Source organism: Nakamurella sp. PAMC28650, from assembly GCF_014303395.1.
GTDB lineage: Bacteria > Actinomycetota > Actinomycetes > Mycobacteriales > Nakamurellaceae > Nakamurella.
Window position 1 is genome coordinate 1,593,625 of sequence record NZ_CP060298.1, and the last position, 23,727, is coordinate 1,617,351.

A 23,727-nucleotide genomic window follows, 5' to 3' on the forward strand; every position below is an offset into this window, starting at 1 on the left:
CCACTAGCCGGTTCCTTCGCCACACCATCTCCTCCCGCTCCAGCAGACCGTCCTGACCGTCCGATTCCTCAGGGTCGGACGATCAGGGTTCCACCACTCCCGCGACAGTGCGTTCCATCGAGAAAGGTTGTCCAGCATGGCAAAGGATCTGCGTTTCAACGTCGAAGCGAGAAGGCTCCTGGAGTCCGGCGTCAACGCCCTTGCGGATGCGGTGAAGGTGACGCTCGGCCCGAAAGGGCGCAATGCCATCATCGAGAAGCTCACCGGCGCACCGACGATCACCAACGACGGCGTGACCATCGCCAAGGAGATCCAGCTGCGTGACCCGTTCGCCAACATGGGTGCGCAGCTGGTCAAAGAAGTGGCGATGAAGACCAACGGCGTCGCCGGTGACGGCACCACCACCGCTACCGTGCTGGCCCAGGCCCTGGTCCGCGAGGGCCTGCGCGCGGTGGACGCCGGCGCGAACCCGATGCAACTGCGCCGCGGGATCGAGACCGCAGTGGAGGCAGTGGTCGCGACGCTCGTCGACCGTGCCAGCCAGGTCAAGGGCATCGAGGATCTGGCCCACGTGGCGAGCCTGTCGGCCAGCGACGACCGGGCCATCGGCGATGTGATTGCCTCGGCGATGGACCGGGTGGGGACCACCGGCGTTGTGACCGTCGAGGAGTCGAACCGGCTCGGGCTCAACCTGACTTTCGTCGACGGCGTCGAGTTCGACCACGGTTACATCTCGCCGTACATGGTGACCGACCGGGACCGGATGGAAGCGGTCTTCGAGAACCCTTACGTGCTGCTGACCAACCAGAAGATCTCCTCCGTGCAGGATTTGATGCCGGTCCTGGAGCAGGCCCGAAAGTCCAACCGGGGCCTGGTCATCCTCGCCGAGGACGTCGACGGCCCGGCCTTGAACATGCTGGTCACCAACAACGTCCACAACACGTTCCGGTCGGTCGTGGTGCGCGCACCCGGCTTCGGCCACCGCCGGATCGCCGAGTTGGAGGACCTTGCCGCGCTGATGGGCGGTCGGGTGGTCAGTCCCGAGTCCGGGCTGAGCATGAACCAGTTGCAGGTCGAGCACTTCGGTCAGTGCCACAAGGTGACCGTCACCGAGAACGGCACCACGATCATCGGCGGTGCCGGGGCGGCGTCCGACATCGAGGCCCGCGTCGGGCATCTGCGTCGTGAACTGGAGCGGACCGAGAACGAGCACGACCAGGACAACCTGCAGCTCCGCATCGCCCGGCTGTCCGGGCGGGTCGCCGTCATCCACGTCGGAGCCGCCACCAGCGTCGAACTCCGCGAGAAGCAGCACCGGGTGGAGGATGCGCTGTCGGCCACCAAGGCCGCCCTGGAAGAGGGCATCGTCGCCGGCGGTGGCTCGTCCCTCGTGCACGCCCGGACCGCCCTCGACGGCCTGGAACTGACCGGAGATGCGTTGCAGGGCAGGGAGATCGTCCGGCGGGCTCTGGACGAGCCGCTCCGCTGGATCGCGATCAACGCCGGCTACTCCGGTGACGAGGTCGTCAAGATCGTCAGCGAGCTGCCGCTGGGCCATGGGTTCAACGCCATGACCGGCGAGTACGGCGACATGTTCGACTTCGGCGTCATCGACCCGTTGAAGGTCACCCGGTCCGCCCTGCAGAGCGCGGCGTCCATCGCCGCCCTGCTGATCACCACCGAGACAGCAATCGTCGAAGAGGTGATCGGCAATCCCGGCGCGATCATGGCGCCCGGCTTCGGGGATCTCGCCGAAGGCATGGTCCGCCCGTCCAACATCTACTGACCCGGACACAGCCTCGAGGAAACCGCTGCGATGATCCCGGCCGCGCCGGTGCTCGCTGTACCACCCCGTGCAGCGACGCCCCACGACGATGGAGCCCGGGCTCCACCTGAACAGCCGGGTGCCTCTCGTGTCGCGGCGAGAGGTACCCTGCTGCGCTCATCAAGAAACAGTCCTGCGGGCGGCTCGCGACATCGTCGCGGCGAGAGTTGCCCTGCTGTGTCCTGCTGGCCCCACCACCGCGCTGATCAACTTCGCCGGCGTTGATGAACGGGTTGACTCCTGTCACCCTCGTCCCAGAACCGCAACGTTCGTCAGCGCGAGCGAACCCGTCCCCCACCGGAGGTTGAAGATGGCTCTGCTGCCCACACGCGACGAGAAGGTCCCGGGCCGGGCCGGGTTCGCCGAGATCAAGATCGAGGACCTGCCGAGCCTGGAGATCCTGGTGATCGACGAGATCGCCAGTTGGATCTTCTCCCCGGAGAACCCGGGGAAGGACTACAACGGAGAACACGGCGGAGCCATCGTGACGGTCGTGCTCAATGCAGTGCAGGGTGCGTCCAAGTTCCGGCCGGAGTCGGCTCCGGAGCCCACCGAAGCCGTCACCGACATGCGTGAACGGGTCTTCGAGGGTGTCCAGCAGATCGCGTCATCGGCCCAGGCGCTCAGTACGTACGTCATCACCCTGATGCCGGCCGTGATCAGCGAACTGGAGCGGCGTGCGGGCGATCCGGCCAGCCAGCTGTACTGGCTCTACTGCTACGCCCTGCTGGTACTGGCCGGCGGCCGCAGCGGTGATCTCGACCAGAATCTGATGATCGGCATCATGGGTTCTTTCGACGGCTGGAACGAGAAGATGACGGAGGGTTTCACCCTCCCCTGGCGTGTGGAAGCTCCCCGCCAGCCCTGACCGGGGAGAGGCGGAGCGACGACCAGAGCTCGCAGACGACTGGTCCGTGTTCGTCAAATACCCTTTGCCATCTTGACTCTCGGGGCCAGCACCGCGCCGGTCAGTGCCGCGGCGGCGGCGATGCCGAACCCGGCCAGGTACGGGGCGGTGTGCGAGCGACCCAGGAGGGCGGCGAAGACCGCACCAGACGCCGCCAGTGTGATCGACTGCAGCAGAGCGTCATTGACCTGCAGCGCCGAAGAATTGCGACCCTCCTCGTCCGGTGCGGACAATTCCAGCGTCAGGACCGACATCGTGGGGTAGGCGATCCCGATGCCAAGGCCCGCGACCACCCACGAGATGTAGACCGTGAAGAGCGGAACGGCAGTCCAGACCGTTGCGGAGGCCAGCACGATCCCGACCGCCAGTAGGCCGAGTCCGGTGCCGAGCATGGCCGCGCGTCGTTCGGCGGAGCTGAATTTTCCTTGCAGCGCCGACCCTGCCGACCAGCCGAGAGCTCCGACGGTCAACACGATCCCGGCCTCTGCAGGGGACAGTCCCCGTTCGCGGGACAGCAGCAGCGGCAGGAAGACCTCGGCGCCGGTGAAGGCTGCCGAAGCCAGGCCCCGCAACAGGATCACCGTCGGAAGGCCGCGTGCGGCACGGTAGGTGCCGCGGGGGAGGAGTCTGGGTACCGACACGATCAGCAGCCCCAGCGACACCGCCGTCATCACGATGGCCAGCGAGCTCCCACTCTGCCCGGCGACGGAGAGCAGGCAGGCCGCCGCGCCTGCGATGGTGGCGAACAGTGTGCGGCTCAAACCTTGTCGCGCGCCGGCCGGCGACTCAGGCTTCTCCGCCCGTTCGGCCAGCAGTCTGCGGCACGGCCCCCAGCCCGCGATCGCGGCCGCAAGGGCGACGAACGGGACCGTCAGGAAGACCCAACGCCATCCGACGTGGACGACCAGAAAGCCCGCTATCGCCGGTCCGACCAGAGCCGGCAGCACCCACGCTGCCGCGAACGCGGAGAAGATCTTGGGTCTGCTGGCCTCCGGATAGGTCCGTGCGACGACGACGTAGATGGCCACCGAGGTCAGCCCTGTGCCCAGTCCCTGCAGAGCCCGGCCGCCGATCAGCATCGGCATGGAGAGTGCGGTGCCGCTGATCAGCAGGCCCGCGACGAACAACAGCCAACCCGTCGCCAACGCCCCGACCGGCCCGCGTCGATCACTCCAACCACCGGCGGAGACCATTCCGATGATGGCGGCCGCGGCGGGGATCCCGAACGCGAGCGCGTATTGCTGCAGTCCGCCGAGAGCCGCAGCCACCGTGGGCATCGCCGTCGAGACTGCGATCGCCTCGAAGGCCTGGACGGCCACCATCGTCACGGCGGCTGTCGTCACCGCGCGCAGCCCGGGCGAGAAGACACCCGCCCTGGTCGTCGATGTCGTCATCCCTGCACGCTAATAGGTGAAGTCAGCTTCAAGTCAAAACCAGGTCGGCGCGGAAGCACTGGGTCACGTACGGGAGTTCGATGGTCTCCGCGCCGGCCAGGGCCGGATGGGTGGAGACCAGTGCTGCGACCTGGGCCAGCAGCGTCGCACGTTGCGACGCCGATGCGGTGATGACGTAGCTGCGCGACGCGACCATGTCCATCAACTGCGGCGCGGTCGTGTGATGGACCCACGCCAATTCGCACGACTCGACCGGGCCGAAATGCGGGCCCAGATCCTCCACCGACATCGAGTCGCTCGTGCCGCCGGCCGGTCGGAGCACGCGGCCCAATTCGGCCACCCAGTCGACCCGTTCGTCCCGCAGGTTCCACAGCAGACCCAGCCGGCCACCCGGACGCAGGACGCGAGCGACCTCGGGCAGGGCGATGTCCGGATCCACCCAGTGCCAGGCCTGCGCGGCGAGAACGCAGTCGCAACTGTCGTCCGGCAGCGGAAGGTGCTCCCCGGTCCCGGCGAACACCGGCACCTGCGGAAGCGCACCGGCCAATTTCTCGCGCATGCCCTCCGACGGGTCGACGGCCGTCACATCCAAGCCTCTGGAGCTGAGCAGGCGGGTCAGCTTGCCCGTCCCGGCCCCGAGATCAACCACGTGAAGTGCGTTCTCGGGCAGGAGCCAGTCCAGGGCCTGTTCCGGATAGGACGGGCGGCCGCGCTCGTAGGCCTCCGCCGCCCGCCCGAAGGACGCCGCGTTCTCCCTCTGCTTCTCGTCCACGTGCCCAGTGTGCCGGACTCGCTGCGGTGCGATCGACCGGAATGAGATCCGCAGATTCCGGGTGCCAGAGTGCGGATCCTGTTCCGGTCGATGAGGCTGGGCGGTCGATGAGATGGGCACGCGGCCGGCCGAGGGGCTTACCGGGTGTGCCGGTAGAACGGCGCATCAGAGGGGGCCAGCGGGGTGCGGCCCAGGATCAGGTCGGCGGCCTTCTCGGCGAGCATCATCACCGGCGCGTAGATGTTGCCGTTCGTCACGTAGGGCATGACGGACGCATCCACCACGCGCAGTCCCTCTGTGCCGTGCACCCGCATGCTGGTCGGATCGACGACGGCGAACGGGTCGGATGCCGGTCCCATCTTCGCGGTGCACGACGGGTGCAGCGCGGTCTCGGCGTCGGCCGCCACCCAATCGAGAATCTCCTGATCGGTGGAAACCGAAGGGCCCGGGGAGGTCTCACCACCGTTGAACGGGGCCATCGCCGGTTGGTTCAGGATGTCCCTGGCCACCCTGATCGATTCGACCCACTCCCGCTTGTCCTGGTCGGTGGACAGATAGTTGAACCTCAGCGCCGGATGCTGTCGAGGGTCCTTCGAGACGATCTTGAGGGTGCCGCGTGCATCGGAGTACATCGGGCCGACGTGGACCTGGTAGCCGTGGCCGGTGCGGCGGACCTCCTCGGACACCGAGCCGTCGTACCGCACGGCGATCGGCAGGAAGTGGAACATCAGGTTCGGGTAGTCGACCTCGTCGTTGGACCGGACGAAGCCGCCGCCCTCGAAATGATTGGTGGCTGCCGGCCCCTTCCGGGCCAGGATCCACTCCAGACCGATGAACGGCTGTCGCCATTTCTGGAGATAGGGCTGCATCGTGACCGGTTCGGTGCAGGCGTACTGGATGTAGACCTCGAGGTGGTCCTGCAGATTGGCGCCCACCCCGGGTAGGTCCACGACCGATTTGACACCCAACTGGCGCAATTCTTCTGCATTGCCGATCCCCGAGAGCTGCAGCAGCTGGGGCGAATTGATCGCGCCGCCGCAGAGGATGACCTCGCCGGCGTGTGCCGTGTGGTTGCGGCCGTTGCGCGAGTAGGTGACTCCCGTCGCGCGAGTGCCCGAGAAGTTGATTCCGGTGGCCAGCGCCCTGGTCAGGACGGTGAGATTCTGGCGACGCATGCTGGGCCGCAGATACGCACGGGAGGCCGAGAGCCGGCGGCCCTTGTGGACGTTGCGGTCGAAGGGCGCGAATCCCTCCTGACGGAAACCGTTGACGTCATCGGTCAACGGGTAGCCCGCCTGTACCGCTGCATCGAAGAAGGCACCGAACAGGGGATTCGTCGCGGGTCCACGCTCCAGGACCAGCGGCCCGCCACGGCCGCGCTGGACGTCGTCACGGTCGGCCGCCAGACAGTTCTCCATCCGGCGGAAGTAGGGCAGGCAGTGTGCCCAGTCCCAGTCGGACATGCCGGCGTCGGCGCCCCAGCGCTCGTAGTCGAGGGGGTTGCCGCGCTGGAAGATCATCCCGTTGATCGAGCTGGATCCGCCCAGCACCTTGCCCCGGGCGTGGGCGATCCGGCGTCCCTTCATGTGGGGTTCGGGCTCCGACTCGTACCGCCAGTCGTAGAAGCGGCTTCCGCTGGGGAACGTCAGGGCCGCGGGCATCTGGATGAACAGATCCCAGGGATAGTCGCTCCGGCCGGCCTCCAGCACCAGGACGGTTGACTTCCCGTCGGCCGAGAGGCGGTCTCCCAGAACGGATCCCGCGCTCCCGCCGCCGACGATGACGTAGTCGAAGGTATTCCTGGGGTTGGTCACGGTCGGCTGGACTCCTCTTGATCAAGATGGCGGGACATGGTGACGTTGATGCGCCCAGCGCCTAGGGTTGCGCTATGAGCAACGTCGAGTCGGGGGTAGAGGACCGGGGTGCGCGTGGTGCGCCCGCCGTGATCGGACCCCCGGCCAGCGCGGTCCAGTCGGTGGATCGTGCCATCACGGCCCTTGAGTTCCTGGCCCGCCGCGGGGAGGCGGGCGTTTCCGAGGTCGCGGCCGCGATCGGGGTGCACAAGTCCACGGCCTCGCGACTCCTGGGCGCCCTGCAGTCGCGAGGACTCATCGAGGTCGCCGGCGATCGGGGCCGCTACCGCCTCGGCTACGGGATCCTCCGCCTGGCCGGTGCGATGGGTGGTCGGTTGGACGTCACCAGTCAGGGTCGGGAAATCTGCGAGGAACTCGCCGAGCAGCTGGGCGAAACGGTGAACATCGCTGTGCTGCAGGGTGATCAGGTGATCAACGTCTACCAGGCCCATGGCGGGGGGGCAATCTCCGTCAACAACTGGGTCGGGCGACCCACCCCGTTGCACGCCACCTCGTCGGGCAAGGTACTGCTGGCCTACCTGTCCAGATCGGTGCAGGACAAGCTCCTGGAATCCGGCCTCGTCAGGTTCACCGCACTCACCGTCACCGACTCGCGAGCGCTCCGCCGCCAGTTGGCGCAGGTGCACGTCGACGGGTACGCGATCACCGCCGAAGAGTACGAAACGGGTTTGAATGCTGTGGCTGCGCCGGTCTTCGGCACTCACGGCGCGGCCATTGCGGCGGTATCCCTGTCCGGACCTGCCTACCGTCTTCCCGTCGCGGAGCTGGCCACCACAGCGGGGACCGTCATGGCCGCCACCGCACGGATCAGCGAGCGGATGGGACATCTCGGCTGAGCCTTCCCTCGGCCTGCATGGATCAACTTCGCGATTTTGGGACTGATGGGACGAGAGTGAACAACTTCGTCCATGCCTGCGAAGTTGATCCACGCCACGGGGGTACACGCCACAGGGATCCACGCCAGAAGGGGGGGCAGGGGGGGCGGTCGGGAGCACCCTCGTCAGACCTTGATCTTGTCCTGCAGCCAATCGTGGAAGACACCGATGTGGTGCTCGCTGGGCACCAGCACTCCGCCGTCGCGGTAGACGCGGGAGGACATCGCCGGCTGGCAGCGCTCGCAGGCGTCGAAGTCCTGGCGGTTGACCCGGTCGAACAACTCCACCGACTTGGTGACGTCCCGGCCCTGCTCGACGACACTGGGCAGATAGAGCCAGTCACACTCGACAACGGTGCGGTCGGCCGCCATCGGGTACATGCGGTGGAAGATGATGTGGTCGGGCACCATGTTGATGAAGACCTGCGGCTTGATGGTGATCGCGTAGTACTTGCGGTCCTGATCCGGATCGATACCCGGTAGCATTTCAAGGCCCTCACTGCCATCGATCGTGAAACCCTTGACCTCGTCGGCGAAGTCGGCGCCGTGATTGACGAAGGCCTGTGCCGCGTAGCCGTCTGCGAACTCCGGAAGCACCTCGGTGAGCTCGGGATGGATCGTCGCGCAGTGGTAGCACTCCATGAAGTTCTCGATGATGAGTTTCCAGTTCGCCTTGACGTCGTAGACGATCCGGCGGCCGACGGAGAGCGACTCGACCTGGTAGTGATCCAGGTTCGCGACCTCGCCGAGACGATCGACCACCTCCTGCAGCACGGTGTCCTCGAACGACGGCGGTTCGTCGGCCAGGCTGACCCAGACGTAGCCGAGCCACTCGCGCAGGTGCACCTTCTTCAGGCCGTATTCCTGACGATCGATGTCGGGCATCTTCGTGAGATTCGGTGCGGCGATGAGCTTTCCGTCAAGGTCATAGGTCCAAGCGTGGTACGGGCAGCGGAAGGCGCGACCGACGTCGCCGGACTCCTCCATGCACAGCCTGAGGCCCCGGTGCCGACATATGTTGAAGAAGGCCCGGATCTCGCCCCTGCGACTGCGCGAGATGATGATCGATTCGGTGCCGACCTGGACGGTCCGGAAGCTACCGGGCGTCGGGACGTCCGACGCACGGATTGCGCAGAACCACATGTCCTCGAAAATCCTGGCCTGCTCCAGTGCGAAGACCTGTGGGTCCGTGTAGAAGTGGCCGGGCAGCGTGGAGATCAGCGACTCCGGCAGTTCGGTCGTGGTCATGGCAATCACCTTCGCGGTCACGGCGGGAACTTCGCGTCGATCGACAGGCATCGACCTGACGGTCACCCTCGTTGCGCTAGACGCAACAAGTTCTGCTCAGTGCAACCACCTCAGTTTCCTGCCGGAACCGCCGGGCTGTCAAGATGTGGTCGCCTTCGCCGGGGCAGAGAGCTGCCTGCGCCATCTGGTGAAGAGTTTCGGCTGGTTGAGGCCGAGTACTGCGACCGGCTCTCCGTCGCGCCGGTACACCGCGAGGATGTCGCCGGTCTCGACGCTCCCGGCTTCGATGGTGATGTCCTCGGTGCCGTCGCGGCGGCCCGTGAACTGGATCTTGACCCCGTACTGGTCGGACCAGAAGTACGGCGGTCGAAGGGATGTCGCCGGGGGCGATCCGAGCATCCCGGCCACCATCACGGCCGGCCGGTCCCGGGAGTCCGTCCAGTGCTCGATCCGGTGGTGCCCACCCCGGACGTCGTCGAACCACGCCGAACAGTCGCCGACCGCGAAGATCCCGGGGAACGAAGTGGCACCGAGGGCGTTGCAGACGACCCCGGCGCTGATATCGATGCCGGAGTCCGCGAGCCATTCGACGGTCGGTACGGCGCCGATCCCGGCGACCACGACGTCGGCGGCAATCTGCGTCCCGTCGGCGAGCAGCACGCCGGTGACCCTGTCGTCGCCGAGCAGTCCGGCCACGGCGGTGCCGCACCGCAGCGTGACGCCGTGGTTGGTGTGCAGGCCTGCGACGATCAGGCCCATCTCGGGGCCGAGGGGGCCGGCCAGCGGCGTCGCCGCGGCTTCGATCACGGTGACGTGCAGGCCCAGGGCGTGTGCGGTGGAAGCGATCTCGGCACCGATGAAGCCGGCCCCGATGACCGCGAGCCGGGTGCCGGGGACCAACTCGGCGCGCAGGGCGGTGGCGTCGGCCAGGGTGCGGACGGTGTGCACCCCCGGCGGTGCTCCGGGCATCCGGCGGGCCCGCGATCCGGTGGCGATCACCACCGCATCGGACGTGACGCTGTCCCCGTCGTCCAGGGTCAGGATGCGGGTCGCCGGGTCGAGGGCAACGGCGCGGACGCCCAGCACCCACTGCGCATCCAGTGCCTCGTCCGGGAGTTCGAGTCCGAGATCGGCCTCGGCCATCGTGCCGGCAAGGAACTCCTTGGACAGGGGCGGGCGGTCGTAGGGGCGGTCCCGTTCCTCTCCGATGATCGTCAGCCGGCCGGTGAATCCCTGCCGTCGCAGGGCTTTCGCGGTGGCATGGCCGGCCAGGCCGGCTCCGACGACGGTCACGCTCCCGAGGGGCAGGGCGTGGTGACCAGAGGTCGGAGCACTCATGGAGCGGTGACTCCCGGGGGCAGGTTCGGGGCCTGTTCGGACAGCGTCACGTAGATGTCGCCGTCGGTGATGGTGACCTGGTGGGTGCGGACGCCGCGCTTGGCCGGCGGTTCGTCGACCTCGCCGGTCCGCAGATCGAACTTGGAGGCGTGCAGCGGACACTCGATCTCGCAACCGTCGAGCCACCCGTCCGCGAGCGATGCATCCTGGTGGGTGCAGGTGTCGTCGATGGCGTACACCTCGCCGTCGTCGGTGTGGAAGACGGAGATCGGCGGCGAGACCTCGTCGACGCGCAGGGCTTCGCCGGCCGGCAGGTCGGCCAGCGGGCAGATCCGCAGCGCTGGCGCACTCATTTGCACTGCCTCATTGATGCTGCCTCATCTGTGCTGGGTACTGGGTTGTTTGCACTGGACACAACTCGATTCGTACTACGCAACAGCTTCGAGCAGGTCGGTGGCCCTGTCAAGCCGTCGGACCGGCCGTAGGTCACTCGGGTTCTCACAGGGGCGGGCACAAGGGCGGGCACTCGGCTGGCGCTCGGGTGGCGCCGGTCATGCGGCCGAAACGTGAGGGCCGCCCGGTGGGGCGCGTTGCCAGGGGGCGGGCCGGGTGAACACCCGTAGGCTGGTCGTACTCCGGCCCCCCACGCCGGCCGGTCACCCGCTGGTCCGTCACGCACCGACGTCACTCGCCACGCACCCACGAAAGAGGATCCGCCACATGATGCCCGGCATGCCAGATCTGCAGGCCCTCCTGCATCAGGCCCAGCAGATGCAGGCCGACATGGCGCAGGCTCAGGCCGACCTGGCCTCCGCCGAGATCACCGGCCACGCCGGCGGTGGACTCGTCTCGGCGACCGTCACCGGAGACGGGCAGCTCAAGGGGCTGGTCATCGATCCTTCGGTGGTGGACCCCGACGATGTCGAGACGCTTGCCGACCTGATCATCGCCGCCGTTCGCGATGCCGGTCGGGCGGCGGCCGAGCTGGCCGAGCTGAAGATGGGCGCGGTGGCCAACCCCGCGGCCGGGTTCGATCTGTCCGCCTTCGGCATGCCGGCCATCGACGGGTTCCCGGCCGACGACGACGATGACGACGATGACGTCTACGAAGACGACGACAACGACGACGAAGAGGACCAGGGGCCGAGCGCCACGCCGGTCGATCCGCGTGCTCTCCCGCCGACGCGGTCAGGAGCCTGATCGGTGTACGAAGGTCCCGTCCAGGACTTGATCGACGAACTCGGGAGACTGCCGGGGATCGGGCCGAAGTCTGCGCAGCGCCTGGCCTTTCATCTGCTCACTGCAGACGGCGCGGACATCACGCGCCTGCAGACGGCACTCCAGAGGGTCAAGGACGAAGTGCGGTTCTGCATCGAATGCGGCAACGTCGCGGAGGCCGAACTCTGTCGGATCTGTAGCGATACCCGGCGGGATGCGTCCGTCATCTGCGTGGTCGAGGAACCCAAGGACGTGCCCGCGATCGAGCGCACGCGGGAGTTCCGCGGTCGCTATCACGTGCTGGGCGGCGCAATCTCGCCGATCGACGGCATCGGGCCCGACCAGTTGCGGATCGCCCAACTGCTCCGACGGATCGCCGAGCCGGGGATCGGTGAGGTCATCCTGGCCACGGATCCGAACCTCGAAGGCGAAGCGACCGCGACCTACCTGATCCGGCTGCTGCGGAACTTCCCGGACCTGTCGGTCACCAGGCTGGCCAGCGGACTGCCGGTCGGCGGGGATCTCGAGTACGCCGACGAGGTCACGCTGGGCCGGGCCTTCTCCGGTCGCCGCTCCGTCGACGCCTGACCCTCCACCCACGGGTGGGCCGAGGATTCCGCAAGACCCACTGCACCCGGGCCCAGAACCGGACGGATCTACCGCACCCCGACATCCGGACATGCAGTTTTTCCTCATCGGCCGGACGGGTCGAAGATCGCTCCCGAGTTTTCCCAAGCGTTTCCCAAACGTGACCAAGGCCCGACACAGCCGACGATCGCCTGGCGTAGGGTCCACCAATCGCCCTACGCCGGTCATCGGCGGACCCGGGCCATCGTTCGCTGTCCGCTCGCCCCCCAGTCGGTCCCTGATCCCAGGGCCGCGGAAAGAGGTTCCATGCGCAGCACCACATCCCGGCGGTTCTTTGCCGCCGCTGCAGCTCTGACGCTCGCCGTCTCCATCGCCGCCTGCGGAGCGGGGCGTACGGACAACGCGTCGTCCTCCTCCAGCGCCCCGTCCACCCCGTCCGCGGCAGCCCCCGGACCGGCGGCCTCCGGTTCGGCCGGTTCGGTTTCCGGCTCCGCAAGTTCGGCGCCCCCGGTGTCGGCCGGTACCTCGCCATCGGCCCCGGCCGCGAATCTGCCGGCCATCAAGATCGGCACCACCGACCAGGTGGTCAGTCTCGATCCGGCCGGGTCCTACGACAACGGCTCTCTCATGCTCGAGGTCCAGCTGTACCAGTTCCTGCTGGTCATCCCGGCCGGCGAGAAGGTCCCGACCCCGGATGCGGCGAGCAAGTGCGCCTTCGGTGCCGGTGGCACCACCTACACCTGCACCATGAAGCCCGGCCTGAAGTTCTCCAACGGCGACCCGCTGACGGCCAAGGACGTCGCGTTCACCTTCAACCGGGTGCTCACGGTCAACGATCCCAACGGGCCGGCGTCGCTGCTCGGCAACATGAAGTCGGTCAAGGCCACCGACGACAGCACCGTCACCTTCACCCTGAACACGCCGAACGACCAGACCTTCCCGTTCGTGCTCGGCACCTCGGCCGGCCCGATCGTCGACTCCAAGATCTTCCCGGCCAACAAGCTGCTGGAGGATTCCAAGGTCGTCGGCTCCGGACCGTACAAGTTGGCCGCCGGATACCAGAAGAACCAGCTCGCGGCCCTGACGCCCAATGCCGACTACCAGGGCAACGGGGGCGCGGTGCACAACTCGGGCGTGGCGCTGAGCTACTTCACCGATGCCTCGAACCTCAAGCTGGCGGTGCAGCAGGGCGATGTCGACGTCGCGTGGCGCTCGCTCGACGCCCAGTCCATCTCCGACCTCCGCAAGGACTCCAAGGTCAAGGTGCTCGACGGGCCGGGTGGCGAACTCCGCTACATGGTCTTCAATTTGAACACGATGCCGGGCGGCACCGCAGCGCAGAAGCTCGCCGTTCGTCGCGCGGTCTCCTACTCGGTCGACCGCCAGGCGTTGGCCACTAGCATCTACCAGGACACGTACACCCCGCTGTACTCGATGGTCCCGGACGGGATCCCGGGTCACATCGACGCGTTCAAGACCCAGTTCGGTGCCACGCCGGACAAGGCGAAGGCCGCGGCCGCGCTGACGGCGGCCGGCGTCACCACCCCGGTCACCATCAACCTGCAGTACGCGCTCGGCCACTACGGCCCGACGTCGGCCGACGAGTACGGCGAGATCAAGCGCCAGCTCGAGGCGACCGGGCTGTTCAAGGTCAACCTGCAGTCGACCGAGTGGACGACCTACTCCAAGCAGCGCAGGGCCGACGCCTACCCGGTGTACCAGCTTGGCTGGTTCCCGGACTTCCCGGATGCCGACAACTACATCTCGCCGTTCCTGGTGCAGAACAACTTCGTCGGCGCGCACTACTGCGACGATCCGAAGACGTTCCCGGCAGTCAAGGTCGGCACCCGCCCGTGCGACACGGACAAGGTGCTCCCGTTGATCGCCACCGAGTCGGCCACGACCGGTGCCGCCCGGACGGCTGCGATCGAGCAGATCCAGACCATCGCCGCCAGCGGTGTGCTTCCCACCCTGCCGCTGCTGCAGGGCAAGCAGATCGCTGTCACCGGAATGACTGTCACCGGCGTCGACAAGACGCTCGACTCGACTTTCCTGTTCCGCTTCTGGTTGATCGGCAAGTCCTCCTGACCGGTGGGACTTCAGTGATCTGTTGAACGACAGAGGGGGCCGGCCGGGCCGCACCACAGCCCGGCCGGCCCCCTCGCATGACGGGGAGTGCATCGATGAGCACCACCACTGCCACATCCGGCGGACTGCGTCGCTACCTGCTGACCAGACTCGCGCTGATGATCCCGATGATCTGGATCCTGGTCACGCTGGTCTTCTTCTTCATGCGGGTGATCGGCAACCCGATCGACGCCGCCCTCGGCGGCCGGTTGCCACCGGACCAGATCGCCGAACGCAAACATGCCGCCGGCTTCGACCGACCGATCCTGACGCAGTACTTCTCCTACATCGGGAAACTGCTGCACGGTGACTTCGGGACCACTCTGACCGACAACCAGCAGGTGTCCAGGATCATCCTCGAAAAGGGTGCTGCCACACTGGAACTCACCTTCTGGGCCTTTTTGATCGCCGTCGGCGTCGGCATCCCTCTCGGCCGGGTGGCCGCCCGGAATCGCGACCGGATCCCGGACATCTTCCTGCGGGTGACGGGCGTGCTGTTCTACGCGGCCCCGGTGTACTTCGTCGGCCTGCTGGCCAAGTTGCTCTTCGGTGTGGTGCTGAACTGGGTGCCCATCTCCGGGCGCGCCGAACCGGCCACGGAGCTGGCGATCGCCAACGTCTCACCCCACACGCACATCTACATCATCGACTCGATCCTCTACGGTCAGCCCAGCTACATCTGGGATGTGCTGCGGCACACCATTCTTCCGGCGATGGTGCTGGGGCTGCTGACGGCGGGGATCTTCCTGCGACTGGTGCGCACCAACCTGCTGCAGACGATGCGGTCGGACTACGTCGAGGCGGCGCGTGCCCGCGGGGTTCCGGAGGGACGGGTGGTCCGCAAGCACGCCTTCCGCAATGCGCTCGTCCCGGTGGTCACGGTGATGGGGCTGCAGGGAGCGCTGCTGCTCGGCGGGGCGATCCTGACCGAGCGGACGTTCGAGTGGCAGGGGCTCGGGTACGCCCTGGCGAGCTACCTGACCCAGCGAGATTTCGTGGCGGTACAGGGCATCGTCACCGTCATCGCCATCGTGGTCGTCATCGTGAGCTTCCTGATCGACGTGGCCACCGCGCTCATCGACCCGAGGGTGAGGTACTGAGATGGCTGTCGCACTGACTGATTCCTCTGCGAACAGTTCCCCCAGGAGCAGGAAGTCCGGTGTGCTCGGTGCGCTGAGGCAGACGGGTGGGGTCCAACGCGGAATGCTGCTGATCGGCGGGGTGATCACCGGGATCTTCGTCCTGATGGCTATTCTCGCGCCCTGGATCTCCCCGTACGGCTTCAACGACGTGACCGATGCGGCGGGGGTCCGATTCCCGCGCCTGTCCACGCCGAGCGCCGCGCATTGGTTCGGCACCACCAACGGGCAGGGGGCCGACGTGCTCTCGCAGGTGATCTACGGGTCTCGCACCGCCCTGATCGTGGTGGTGCTCGCGGTCCTGATGTCGTTGATCATCGGTGTTCCGCTCGGTCTGTATTCCGGTTACCGCAGTGGCTGGGTCGACCGGGTGCTGGTGTTGATCACCGACGCGCTGTTCGCCTTCCCGTCGCTGCTGTTGGCCATCGTGGTGTCCATCGCCCTGGTGGGCGGGAGTTCCGGCGAGGGCGGCGGCATCCTCGCCGCCTCGATCTCGATCACCGTGATCTACATCCCGCAGTACTTCCGCGTGGTGCGGAACGCGACCATCTCGGCCAAGCAGGAGCCCTACGTCGAGGCAGCCCGCGCGGTCGGCGCCTCGCCGTGGACGATCATGCGGCGCTATCTGTTCGGCAACGTGGTGCAGTCGGTCCCGATCATCGCCACCGTCAACGCTGCCGACGCGATCCTGACGCTTGCCGGTCTCGGCTTCCTCGGGTTCGGCATCGAGCCGTCGTCCGCAGCCGAGTGGGGCTACCAACTGAACAAGGCCCGATCCGACTTCGCCTCCCACATCTGGTGGACCGCAGTATTTCCCGGCCTGGCCATCGTGCTGCTGGTGTTGGGTCTGTCGCTGATCGGCGAGAGCCTCAACGACGTGCTGAACCCGCTGCTGCGGGCGCGCCGGCTGCCCCAGGTGGTGATGCCGGGACGTCTCCGTCGAAAGCACCGGAGCGCTCTGGGGGCCGAAGCGCTCCCTCGTGACGACAGCGCCGATGCCTTCGACGGCACGGAACAACCCGGTGGATCGGCCGACGGATCCATGGACCGGCCGTACGGCCAGGGCACGATCGGGGGGACCCGCTGATGGCGAGAACTCCGTTGCTGCCGAAGACGTCGATGACCGACGCGGTGCTGGACGTCGAGGATCTGCGCGTCTGGTACGCCGGGGCGGGTGGCCCGATCAAGGCCGTCGACGGCGTGACGTTCAGCCTCGAGCGCGGCGAGGTGCTCGGGTTGGTGGGTGAGAGCGGTTGCGGCAAATCGACTCTGGGGCGCGGGCTGCTGGGGCTGACGCCTGCGGGTGCTGCCATGGACGGCCGGATCACGTTCGGTGGGCGGAACCTGGTGGAGCTGCCGACGAAGAACTGGCCGTCGCTCCGCGGTGCCGGGCTCGGGATGATCTTCCAGGAGCCGATGACCAGGCTGGACCCGCTGATGCGGATCAGCGACCACTTCCGGGAGGCGATCCGTGCGCACGAGAAGATTTCTCGCAGTGACGCCGACCTGCGGGCGCTGGAAACCCTTCGGTCCCTCGGCATCCCGCCGTCGCGGTACAAGAACTATCCGCACGAGTTCTCCGGCGGCATGCGGCAGCGCATCATGATTGCGCTGGCGCTGGCGCTGCGCCCGGCCTTCGTGGTGGCCGATGAGCCCACCACGGCCCTGGATGTGCTGGTCGAGGCGCAGATCATCAAGATCCTGAGCCAGATCCGGACGACGTTCTCGCCGGCCATGCTGCTGATCACGCACAATCTCGGCATCGTGGGGCAGGCCTGCGACCGGGTCGCCGTGATGTACGCGGGACGGATCGTCGAGCAGGGCACGGTGGCCGAGGTGTTCGCCGATCCACAGCACCCGTACACCCGGGAGCTCCTGGGGGCCACCATCTCACTGACCACCACCGAGTTGCGGACGATTCCTGGTGCGCCTCCGGACCTGGGCGATCCGCCACCGGGCTGCCGGTTCCATCCGCGCTGCGCCCATGCGATGGCGATCTGCGCCACCCAGATCCCGCCGGTGACCGACTTTCCGGATGGGCGGGAAGTGGAATGCCATCTGCTGCAGTCCGAATCGCTGTCTGACGCCGACAGAGCGCCCCTGGCGCGGGAGGAGGTGCTGGTCGCCGATGAGGCCTGACGCAGCAGCGCACTCAACGGAATCGAGCGATTCGGTGGGGACGCAGACCCCCATCCTCTCGCTCACCGACCTGTCGGTGCATTTCGCTCTCCGTGGCTCGGCTCTCGGCCGCCTGGTCGGCCGGTCGTCGGGTTCGGTCCGCGCCCTGGACGGTGTGAGCCTGGACGTGATGCCTGGCGAGGTCGTCGGTCTGGTGGGTGAATCAGGCTCCGGCAAGTCGACGCTGGGTCGTGCGGTGCTCGGTCTGGCCCCCGTCACCGGCGGCAGCATCAAGTACCGCGGCCGGGAGATCGGTGGTCTGAAGGAACGTGAGATGCGCCCGCTCCGGGCCAAGCTGCAGATGATCTTCCAGGATCCGCACGCGGCGCTGAATCCGTCGATGACGGTGGAGCAGGCCATCTCTGATGCACTCCGCATCCACGGGGTGCCGACGGCCCAGCGTCACGGGCAGGTGTCCTCGGCGCTGGAGCGGGTGGGACTGGCGCCGGTGGAACGCTTCGCGCCGAAGTATCCGGCGGAGCTCTCGGGCGGTCAGAAGCAGCGCGCGGTGATCGCGCGGGCGATCGCCCTCGGTCCGGAGGTGCTGGTCGCCGACGAGCCCATCTCGATGCTCGACATGAGCGTGCGGGCGAAGATCCTCTCGTTGATGGGCGAGCTGCGCACCAATCTGGGCATCTCGTTCATCTACATCACCCACGACCTGGCCAGCGCCCGATTCTTCTGCGACCGGGTGGCCATCATGTATCTGGGGAAGATCGTCGAGATCGGGCCGGTGGCCGAGATCTTCGCCAACCCCCGACACCCCTACACGCAGGCGTTGCTGAGGGCCATCCCGGACGTCTCGGTGGTCGGGGGTCCGCCTGCAGAACTGCCGCGTGGCGAGATCCCGGACGCGGCAAGGCCGCCGCAGGGCTGCCCGTTCCATCCTCGCTGCCCCAGGGCTTTCGGGTCCTGTGGCTGGGAGGCAAGGGATCTCAAGGTGGTCCTGGAGGAGCGGTGGACCACGGTGGACATCGCTGTCTACGAGCGGGAGTCGGCGCTGTTTCCCGATCCGGGGGCGTTGGTGACCACCGACGGGAAGGCGCTCCTGCGGACGTCCAAGCCCGCTGAGGTGCTCGCCGTCCTCGAGGCCATCCGCCGGGAGAAGCCGGACGAGCCGTTCTTCACCGGCCTGGTCTCCATCAGCCAGGCTGCGGGGGGAGTGCAACTCCAGTTCGCCGAGTCGCAGCGCCCGGTGCTGCTGCCGATCGCGGCCGTCACCGGCCCGAGTCCCGCGTCGGTGGCCTGCCACCTCTTTTCTGCGTCGCCCACCCTGCATCGAGCGGATGCTTAAACCGGGCCAAACGGACATAATTGGACGATAGCCAACCGATCGATCGTCAGGAGGCGAACCGGCGCCGCCCTATGGTGGTGCGGTGCAGTGCGACTACTTCAGCGCCGGTCGATGCCGTTCGTGTTCACTCATGGGTGTGCCGTACCACCGGCAGCTGGCCGACAAGCAGTCCCTGGCGGCCCGGGCGCTGCGGCCCGTCGCCCCGGACGTAGATTGGGCGGCGCCGTTCGCCAGCGCAGAGTCCGGTTATCGCAACAAGGCGAAGTGGGTGGTCGGCGGTGACGGGAAGAATCCGTCGATCGGGATCCTGGACGAGCACCGCGAGGGCATCGACCTGCGCCGGTGCGGGATCTGCGAGCCGGCGTTGGTCGACGCGTTCCCCCCGCTGGTCGAGTTCATCGCCCGGACCGGATTGGTGCCCTATGACGTCAACCGCCGGGCCGGCGACATCAAGTACCTGATCGTCACGGCGTCACCGCAGGGCGAGTTGCTCGTCCGGTTCGTCCTGCGGTCGCTCGACCGACTGCACGACATCCGGCGCCGACTGCCCGAGCTGCAGTCCGTGCTCCCCCAGCTCGCGGTCGCGTCGGTGAATCTGCATCCGGAACACAAGGCGGTGATCGAAGGCGATCAGGAGATCGTGCTCACCGAGCAGAGCACATTGCTCATGCGTCTCGGGGACGTCAACCTGTACCTGGGGCCGCAGTCGTTCTTCCAGACCAACACCGCAGTCGCCGCGGGCCTCTATCGGCAGGCCGCCGCCTGGGCCGCCCGGATCGTGCCCGACTCGGTCCTCGACCTCTATTGCGGCGTAGGAGGTTTCGCCCTGCACTGCGCGCCCGCATCCGTCCGCAGCGTCCACGGTGTCGAGGTATCCGCGGACGCAGTGTCCGGCGCCAGACGTAGCGCCGCCGACCTCCCGGACCCGGATCGCTTCACCTTCGACACCGATGACGCCGTGACCGGGCGGTCGGACGCCGATCTGGTGATCGTCAACCCGCCGCGCCGTGGGCTCGGCGCAACCCTCGCCGACCGGATCGACTCCGGCGCTGCCCGGCACGTCATCTACTCCAGCTGCAACCCGGCGACCCTCGCCGCCGACCTGGGCCGGATGCCGTCGCTGCGGGCGGTCGAGGCCCGGCTTTTCGACATGTTCCCCCAGACCGCGCACGTCGAGGTGGCAGTTCTCCTGGAACGACGATGACCTACGGGCCGCGCCTGGCCGAGCGGACCCGACTCGGCCTCGTGTGCCCTACGCCACCACGTCTGCCGGAATAGCCCACGGCGCCGGACCGCTGTGTCACAGGTCGGGCGCAGGACGCCCGACTGCCCGCGCTCCTACACACGCTTGGACATTCCCATGGATCTGTTCTCTCCCGTCACCCTCGGCTCGTTGAACCTGCGCAACCGGATCGCGATGGCCCCTCTCACCCGGATGCGGTCGGGCGCGGACGGCGTCCCGGGCGAGCTGGTCGCCGAGCACTATGCCCAGCGCGCCGGTCTGGGACTGCTGGTCACCGAGGGCACCTACCCCAGCGCCGAGTCACGCGGGTACCCGGGCCAGCCGGGTATCGTCACCGCCGAGCAGGCCGCCGGCTGGGCAAGGGTCGCCCGTGCGGTGCACGACCGCGGCGGCGTCCTGGTGATGCAGCTGATGAACGCCGGCCGCGTCTCCCACCCCGAGGTCACCGGAACCGACCGGATCGTGGCCCCCAGCGCCATCGCCATCGACGGCGAAGTCCATACCCCGAATGGCAGCAAGCCCTACCCGGTGCCGCACGCCTTGACCACGGCCGAGCTGTCCACCGTCAGGCAGGAGTTCGTCGACGCAGCCCGTCGGGCGGTCGACGCCGGCCTGGACGGCGTGGAGATCCACTCTGCGAACGGCTACCTGCTGCACGAGTTCCTGTCCCCGGCGTCGAACCAGCGCACGGACGGCTACGGCGGCAGTCCTGCCGAGCGGGCCCGGTTCGTGCTGGAGGTGACGGCTGCGGTGGCCGCCGAGGTCGGTGCCGGTCGCGTCGGCATCCGCATCTCCCCGGCCCACAACATCCAGGACGTCGCCGAGACCGACGCTGCGGATGTGGCGGCGACCTACGGTGCGCTCGTGGAAGGGCTGGCCCCGCTGGGTCTGGCCTACCTGAGCGTGCTGCACCGTGAACCGGAGTCCGAGCTCGTCCGGAGCCTGGCTGCAGCATTCGGTGGCCCGATGATGGTGAACACCGGGTTCCAGGCCATGACCACCCGTCAGGAGGCGCACCACCTCGTCGGTCAGGGGCTCGCCGACGTGGTGGCCGTGGGCCGACCGGCGATCGCCAACCCCGACCTGGTCGAGCGCTGGGCCGGTGGCCACCCGGAGAACGAGCCCGACGCGAGCACGTTCTACAGCGGTGGCGCCGACGGCTACACCGACTACCCCCGGTTGACCGCCTGACCGACTGACGGGCCTAAGCCCGATCGTGGCCGCCCCTCCGCGGTCGGGCTTGGGTTCTGGTGCGTGTGAAGCGGTCACACGATCTGGACGCTGATGCCTTCCAGGGTGATCACGTCGCCGCGGTGCAACTGGCGGCCGCGGCGCGTCTCCACCTCGTCGTTGACGGTCACCAGACCGTCCTCGAGGAGCGGACGGACATCGGCGCCGGTATCCACCGCGCCGGCCAACTTCAGCAGTTGGCCGAGCCGGATCATGTCGCCGGTGATGGGGATGTCGTGCATGGCCTCATCATCCACCAGGTCGGCCGGACCGGTGCCCGCTCGGGTCAGGCCGGCGGCGTAGCGGCCAGCTGGCGGCGCAGGTCGGCCTTGCGGATCTTGCCACTGGCCGTGCGTGGCAGCGCGTCGACGAATCGGACGCCCACCGGACATTTGAAGTGGGCCAGTCGTTCTCGGGCCCAGGTGATGATCTCCTGTGCTGACGGTTCGGAGCCGGTCCTGGCCACCGCGATGGCGAACGGCGACTCCCCCCAGCGCTGCGACGGGACGCCGACGACCGCGATCTCGGCGACGTCGGGATGGCCGGACAGCACGCTCTCGACCTCGGCGGGGTAGATGTTCTCCGCGCCGGAGACGATCATGTCCTTGATCCGGTCGTGCAGGAACAGATACCCGTCCGCGTCGAGGGATCCGCCGTCGCCGGTCCGCAACCATCCGCCCGGCAGGATCGTGGCGAGAGTGGCCTCCGGCCGGCGCCAGTAGCCCTTCATCACCAGATCGCCGCCGATCAGTACCTCGCCGCGTTGCCCGGCGGGCAGTTCTTCCATGGTCACCGGGTCGACGATCCGGACCTGGCTGCCCGGCAGCGGGCGCCCGACGGACTGGAGTCGCTTCTCCAGCCCCGGCGCCGGCCGATGGTCCTGCGGCGTGAGAATGGTGATCCCGCCGGTGGATTCGGTGAGGCCGTAGCTCTGCACGAACGAGCAGCCGAAGATCTCGGTCGCCCTCGTCAGCACCGGGACGGGAATCGGGGCTGCGCCGTAGATCAGGTACTTCAACGCGGAGAAGTCCGCCCCGGCCACTCCCGGCACGTTGATCAGGACCTGCAGCACCGCGGGGACCACCACGGCGTGGGAGACCCGATGCCGTTGCCAGAGCTCGACGAGGTCCGGCAGGGACGCGGCGCTCTCCAGGAGCAGCGCCGACCCGTTCAGAGTCGCGACCAGCGCGAGCCCGATCCCGGCGATGTGGAAGAACGGGATCGGAGCCGTCGCGACGGAGCTCCGGTCGAGCTTGATGGTTTGCTGCAGTGGCGAGAGTGCGATGCCGATGTTCCGGCCGGTCAACTCGATTCCCTTGGCCGGCCCGGTGGTACCGGAGGTGTAGAAGATGACGGCGGTGTCGTCGACGTCCTGCCGGACGCCCGGGTCCGTGGTGGCGACGTCGAGAAGCCAGTCCGCCCAGGCGGTTGCGCCGGTCTGCTCGGAGGCGTCACCACCGGTGACGAGCCTGAGCAGACCGACCGTGGTCGCCGCCGCCGGCAGGTGTTGATCGTCGCCGGCACCCATCACCACGACCGAAGGTTGCGCGTCGGCCAGGATGTGGGAGATCTCGGCCGGCGCGAGCCGGTTGTTGAGGGCGGTGGGGATCGCACCCATCTTGGCGGCCCCGTACAGCACCGCCAGGAAGGCCGGGGAATTGGACCCGAGAAACGCCACCCGATCGCCGGGCCGGACGCCATCCCGGGCCAGCGCGTTCGCGACACGGTTGGCCAGCCGGTCGAGCGCGGCGAAGCTGGTGACGGAGTCGGCCTCGATGATCGCCGGTGCATCGGGGGTGGCGGCGGCGTTGGCCCGCAGGACGTCCGCGATGCGGACCACCGGTCTGCCGTCGGGCAACCGCGCGAATTCACCGTGCTCGTCCTGCGCTACTCGCTCCTTGCCGGGCGCAACCATCACGGAATCCTCTCCGGCACCCCAGACCGGGGCGTCGGTGCCCCGGGCCTGCGGATGCTACAACTGACAGAGTGACACGACGGTGTCCGGCTCGCAATGCGTTCTACAGTGCGCGCATTCGGTTGTTGCGGGGCTGATGTTCCAGTTCGGCCAGGCCCAGGGCCTCCATCAGCGGCGGAAGGTACATGCCGAAACGGCCGCGGTAGCCCTTGCGCAATCCGTACCAGCCGCCGATCGGATTCGTCCTGGACCGCCCCCAGGCCTCGATCGTGCCGTCCTTGGCGGGCTTGTTCTCCTCCGCGCTGCCGAGCGGTATCCAATCGCCGACGCTCTTGAGCATGGCATGCAGATCCTCGAGGCACCGCAGGTCGTAGTAGAGCGTCGTGGATCCGACGACGCACACCAGCCGCGGAGGATCGTTCGCCTCGTCGCGGTACATCGCGTAGTCGGAGGTCCCCGGTGGCGTACTGAGCTGCCACGGGTCTTCCTTGGTGCCATTGCCGATCGGCGTCATGGGGATTCCTCGGTGGTCGGGCAGGTGGTGTTCGCTGCCATCGTGGCCC

At 67.8% G+C, this 23,727-nt stretch carries 20 protein-coding genes and 1 pseudogene; 12 read left to right on the forward strand and 9 right to left on the reverse strand.

The window, feature by feature from the left end:
• Positions 1-136 precede the first annotated feature (136 nt).
• Both groL and H7F38_RS07160 read left to right on the forward strand, forming a co-directional pair.
• Complete coding sequence (gene groL / locus H7F38_RS07155) at positions 137-1,786, forward strand: chaperonin GroEL (protein ID WP_187093468.1); 1,650 nt, start codon at positions 137-139, stop codon at positions 1,784-1,786.
• A 349-nt stretch (positions 1,787-2,135) separates the two neighbouring features.
• A complete protein-coding gene (locus H7F38_RS07160; RefSeq protein ID WP_187093469.1) occupies positions 2,136-2,693 on the forward strand; it encodes a hypothetical protein in 558 nt (185 codons plus the stop codon).
• A gap of 53 nt (positions 2,694-2,746) precedes the next feature.
• Here the strand turns inward: H7F38_RS07160 and H7F38_RS07165 are convergent, their stop codons facing one another.
• The 3 genes from H7F38_RS07165 to betA form a co-directional block, all read right to left on the reverse strand.
• Positions 2,747-4,126 (reverse strand): MFS transporter, encoded by a 1,380-nt coding sequence (locus tag H7F38_RS07165; protein WP_187093470.1) that lies wholly within the window; start codon positions 4,124-4,126, stop codon positions 2,747-2,749.
• 28 nt (positions 4,127-4,154) lie between these two features.
• Entirely contained in the window at positions 4,155-4,898 is a 744-nt protein-coding gene (locus tag H7F38_RS07170; protein ID WP_187093471.1) for a class I SAM-dependent methyltransferase, read from the reverse strand.
• A gap of 137 nt (positions 4,899-5,035) precedes the next feature.
• Positions 5,036-6,712: a choline dehydrogenase gene (betA, locus tag H7F38_RS07175; RefSeq protein WP_187093472.1), complete on the reverse strand. Its 1,677-nt coding sequence runs from the start codon at positions 6,710-6,712 to the stop codon at positions 5,036-5,038.
• A 74-nt stretch (positions 6,713-6,786) separates the two neighbouring features.
• Here betA and H7F38_RS07180 point away from each other — a divergent pair, with 74 nt between their 5' ends.
• Positions 6,787-7,608 (forward strand): IclR family transcriptional regulator, encoded by an 822-nt coding sequence (locus H7F38_RS07180; protein ID WP_187093473.1) that lies wholly within the window; start codon positions 6,787-6,789, stop codon positions 7,606-7,608.
• Positions 7,609-7,772: 164 nt separating this feature from the next.
• Here the strand turns inward: H7F38_RS07180 and H7F38_RS07185 are convergent, their stop codons facing one another.
• The 3 genes from H7F38_RS07185 to H7F38_RS07195 all read right to left on the reverse strand — a co-directional run bounded on the left by H7F38_RS07185 (position 7,773) and on the right by H7F38_RS07195 (position 10,585).
• Positions 7,773-8,894, reverse strand: coding sequence for an aromatic ring-hydroxylating dioxygenase subunit alpha (locus H7F38_RS07185; RefSeq protein WP_187093474.1), 1,122 nt, complete (start codon positions 8,892-8,894; stop codon positions 7,773-7,775).
• 138 nt (positions 8,895-9,032) lie between these two features.
• On the reverse strand, positions 9,033-10,232 hold the full coding sequence (locus H7F38_RS07190; protein ID WP_187093475.1) for an NAD(P)/FAD-dependent oxidoreductase: 1,200 nt from the start codon (positions 10,230-10,232) through the stop codon (positions 9,033-9,035).
• Positions 10,229-10,585, reverse strand: a complete 357-nt coding sequence (locus tag H7F38_RS07195; RefSeq protein WP_187093476.1) for a bifunctional 3-phenylpropionate/cinnamic acid dioxygenase ferredoxin subunit — start codon at positions 10,583-10,585, stop codon at positions 10,229-10,231. Before H7F38_RS07195 ends, H7F38_RS07190 begins: the two co-directional genes overlap by 4 nt.
• A 367-nt stretch (positions 10,586-10,952) precedes the next feature.
• Between H7F38_RS07195 and H7F38_RS07200 the strand changes: the two are divergent.
• From H7F38_RS07200 to H7F38_RS07240, 9 genes and pseudogenes are all read left to right on the forward strand, one after another.
• Positions 10,953-11,279 (forward strand): annotated as a pseudogene (locus tag H7F38_RS07200) (YbaB/EbfC family nucleoid-associated protein); the annotation flags it as partial.
• Positions 11,280-11,435: 156 nt separating this feature from the next.
• Entirely contained in the window at positions 11,436-12,038 is a 603-nt protein-coding gene (gene recR, locus H7F38_RS07205; RefSeq protein ID WP_187093478.1) for a recombination mediator RecR, read from the forward strand.
• 306 nt (positions 12,039-12,344) lie between these two features.
• A complete protein-coding gene (locus tag H7F38_RS07210) occupies positions 12,345-14,126 on the forward strand; it encodes an ABC transporter substrate-binding protein (RefSeq protein WP_187093479.1) in 1,782 nt (593 codons plus the stop codon).
• Between the two features lie 95 nt (positions 14,127-14,221).
• Entirely contained in the window at positions 14,222-15,265 is a 1,044-nt protein-coding gene (locus tag H7F38_RS07215) for an ABC transporter permease (protein ID WP_187093480.1), read from the forward strand.
• A gap of 1 nt (position 15,266) precedes the next feature.
• A complete protein-coding gene (locus tag H7F38_RS07220; RefSeq protein WP_187093481.1) occupies positions 15,267-16,391 on the forward strand; it encodes an ABC transporter permease in 1,125 nt (374 codons plus the stop codon).
• Positions 16,391-17,443, forward strand: coding sequence for an ABC transporter ATP-binding protein (locus H7F38_RS07225; protein ID WP_222618519.1), 1,053 nt, complete (start codon positions 16,391-16,393; stop codon positions 17,441-17,443). The genes H7F38_RS07220 and H7F38_RS07225 overlap by 1 nt, the downstream gene beginning before the upstream one ends.
• Before the next feature lie 34 nt (positions 17,444-17,477).
• Positions 17,478-18,776, forward strand: coding sequence for an ABC transporter ATP-binding protein (locus tag H7F38_RS07230; RefSeq protein WP_222618520.1), 1,299 nt, complete (start codon positions 17,478-17,480; stop codon positions 18,774-18,776).
• Positions 18,777-18,906: 130 nt separating this feature from the next.
• Positions 18,907-19,980 (forward strand): methyltransferase domain-containing protein, encoded by a 1,074-nt coding sequence (locus tag H7F38_RS07235; RefSeq protein WP_222618521.1) that lies wholly within the window; start codon positions 18,907-18,909, stop codon positions 19,978-19,980.
• Between the two features lie 156 nt (positions 19,981-20,136).
• Positions 20,137-21,210 (forward strand): alkene reductase, encoded by a 1,074-nt coding sequence (locus tag H7F38_RS07240; protein ID WP_187093484.1) that lies wholly within the window; start codon positions 20,137-20,139, stop codon positions 21,208-21,210.
• Between the two features lie 74 nt (positions 21,211-21,284).
• Here the strand turns inward: H7F38_RS07240 and H7F38_RS07245 are convergent, their stop codons facing one another.
• The 3 genes from H7F38_RS07245 to H7F38_RS07255 form a co-directional block, all read right to left on the reverse strand.
• Positions 21,285-21,491: an RNA-binding S4 domain-containing protein gene (locus H7F38_RS07245; RefSeq protein ID WP_187093485.1), complete on the reverse strand. Its 207-nt coding sequence runs from the start codon at positions 21,489-21,491 to the stop codon at positions 21,285-21,287.
• Between the two features lie 44 nt (positions 21,492-21,535).
• On the reverse strand, positions 21,536-23,164 hold the full coding sequence (locus H7F38_RS07250; protein ID WP_187093486.1) for a long-chain-fatty-acid--CoA ligase: 1,629 nt from the start codon (positions 23,162-23,164) through the stop codon (positions 21,536-21,538).
• Between the two features lie 103 nt (positions 23,165-23,267).
• Complete coding sequence (locus H7F38_RS07255; protein ID WP_187093487.1) at positions 23,268-23,678, reverse strand: DUF6855 family protein; 411 nt, start codon at positions 23,676-23,678, stop codon at positions 23,268-23,270.
• Positions 23,679-23,727: the final 49 nt, after the last annotated feature.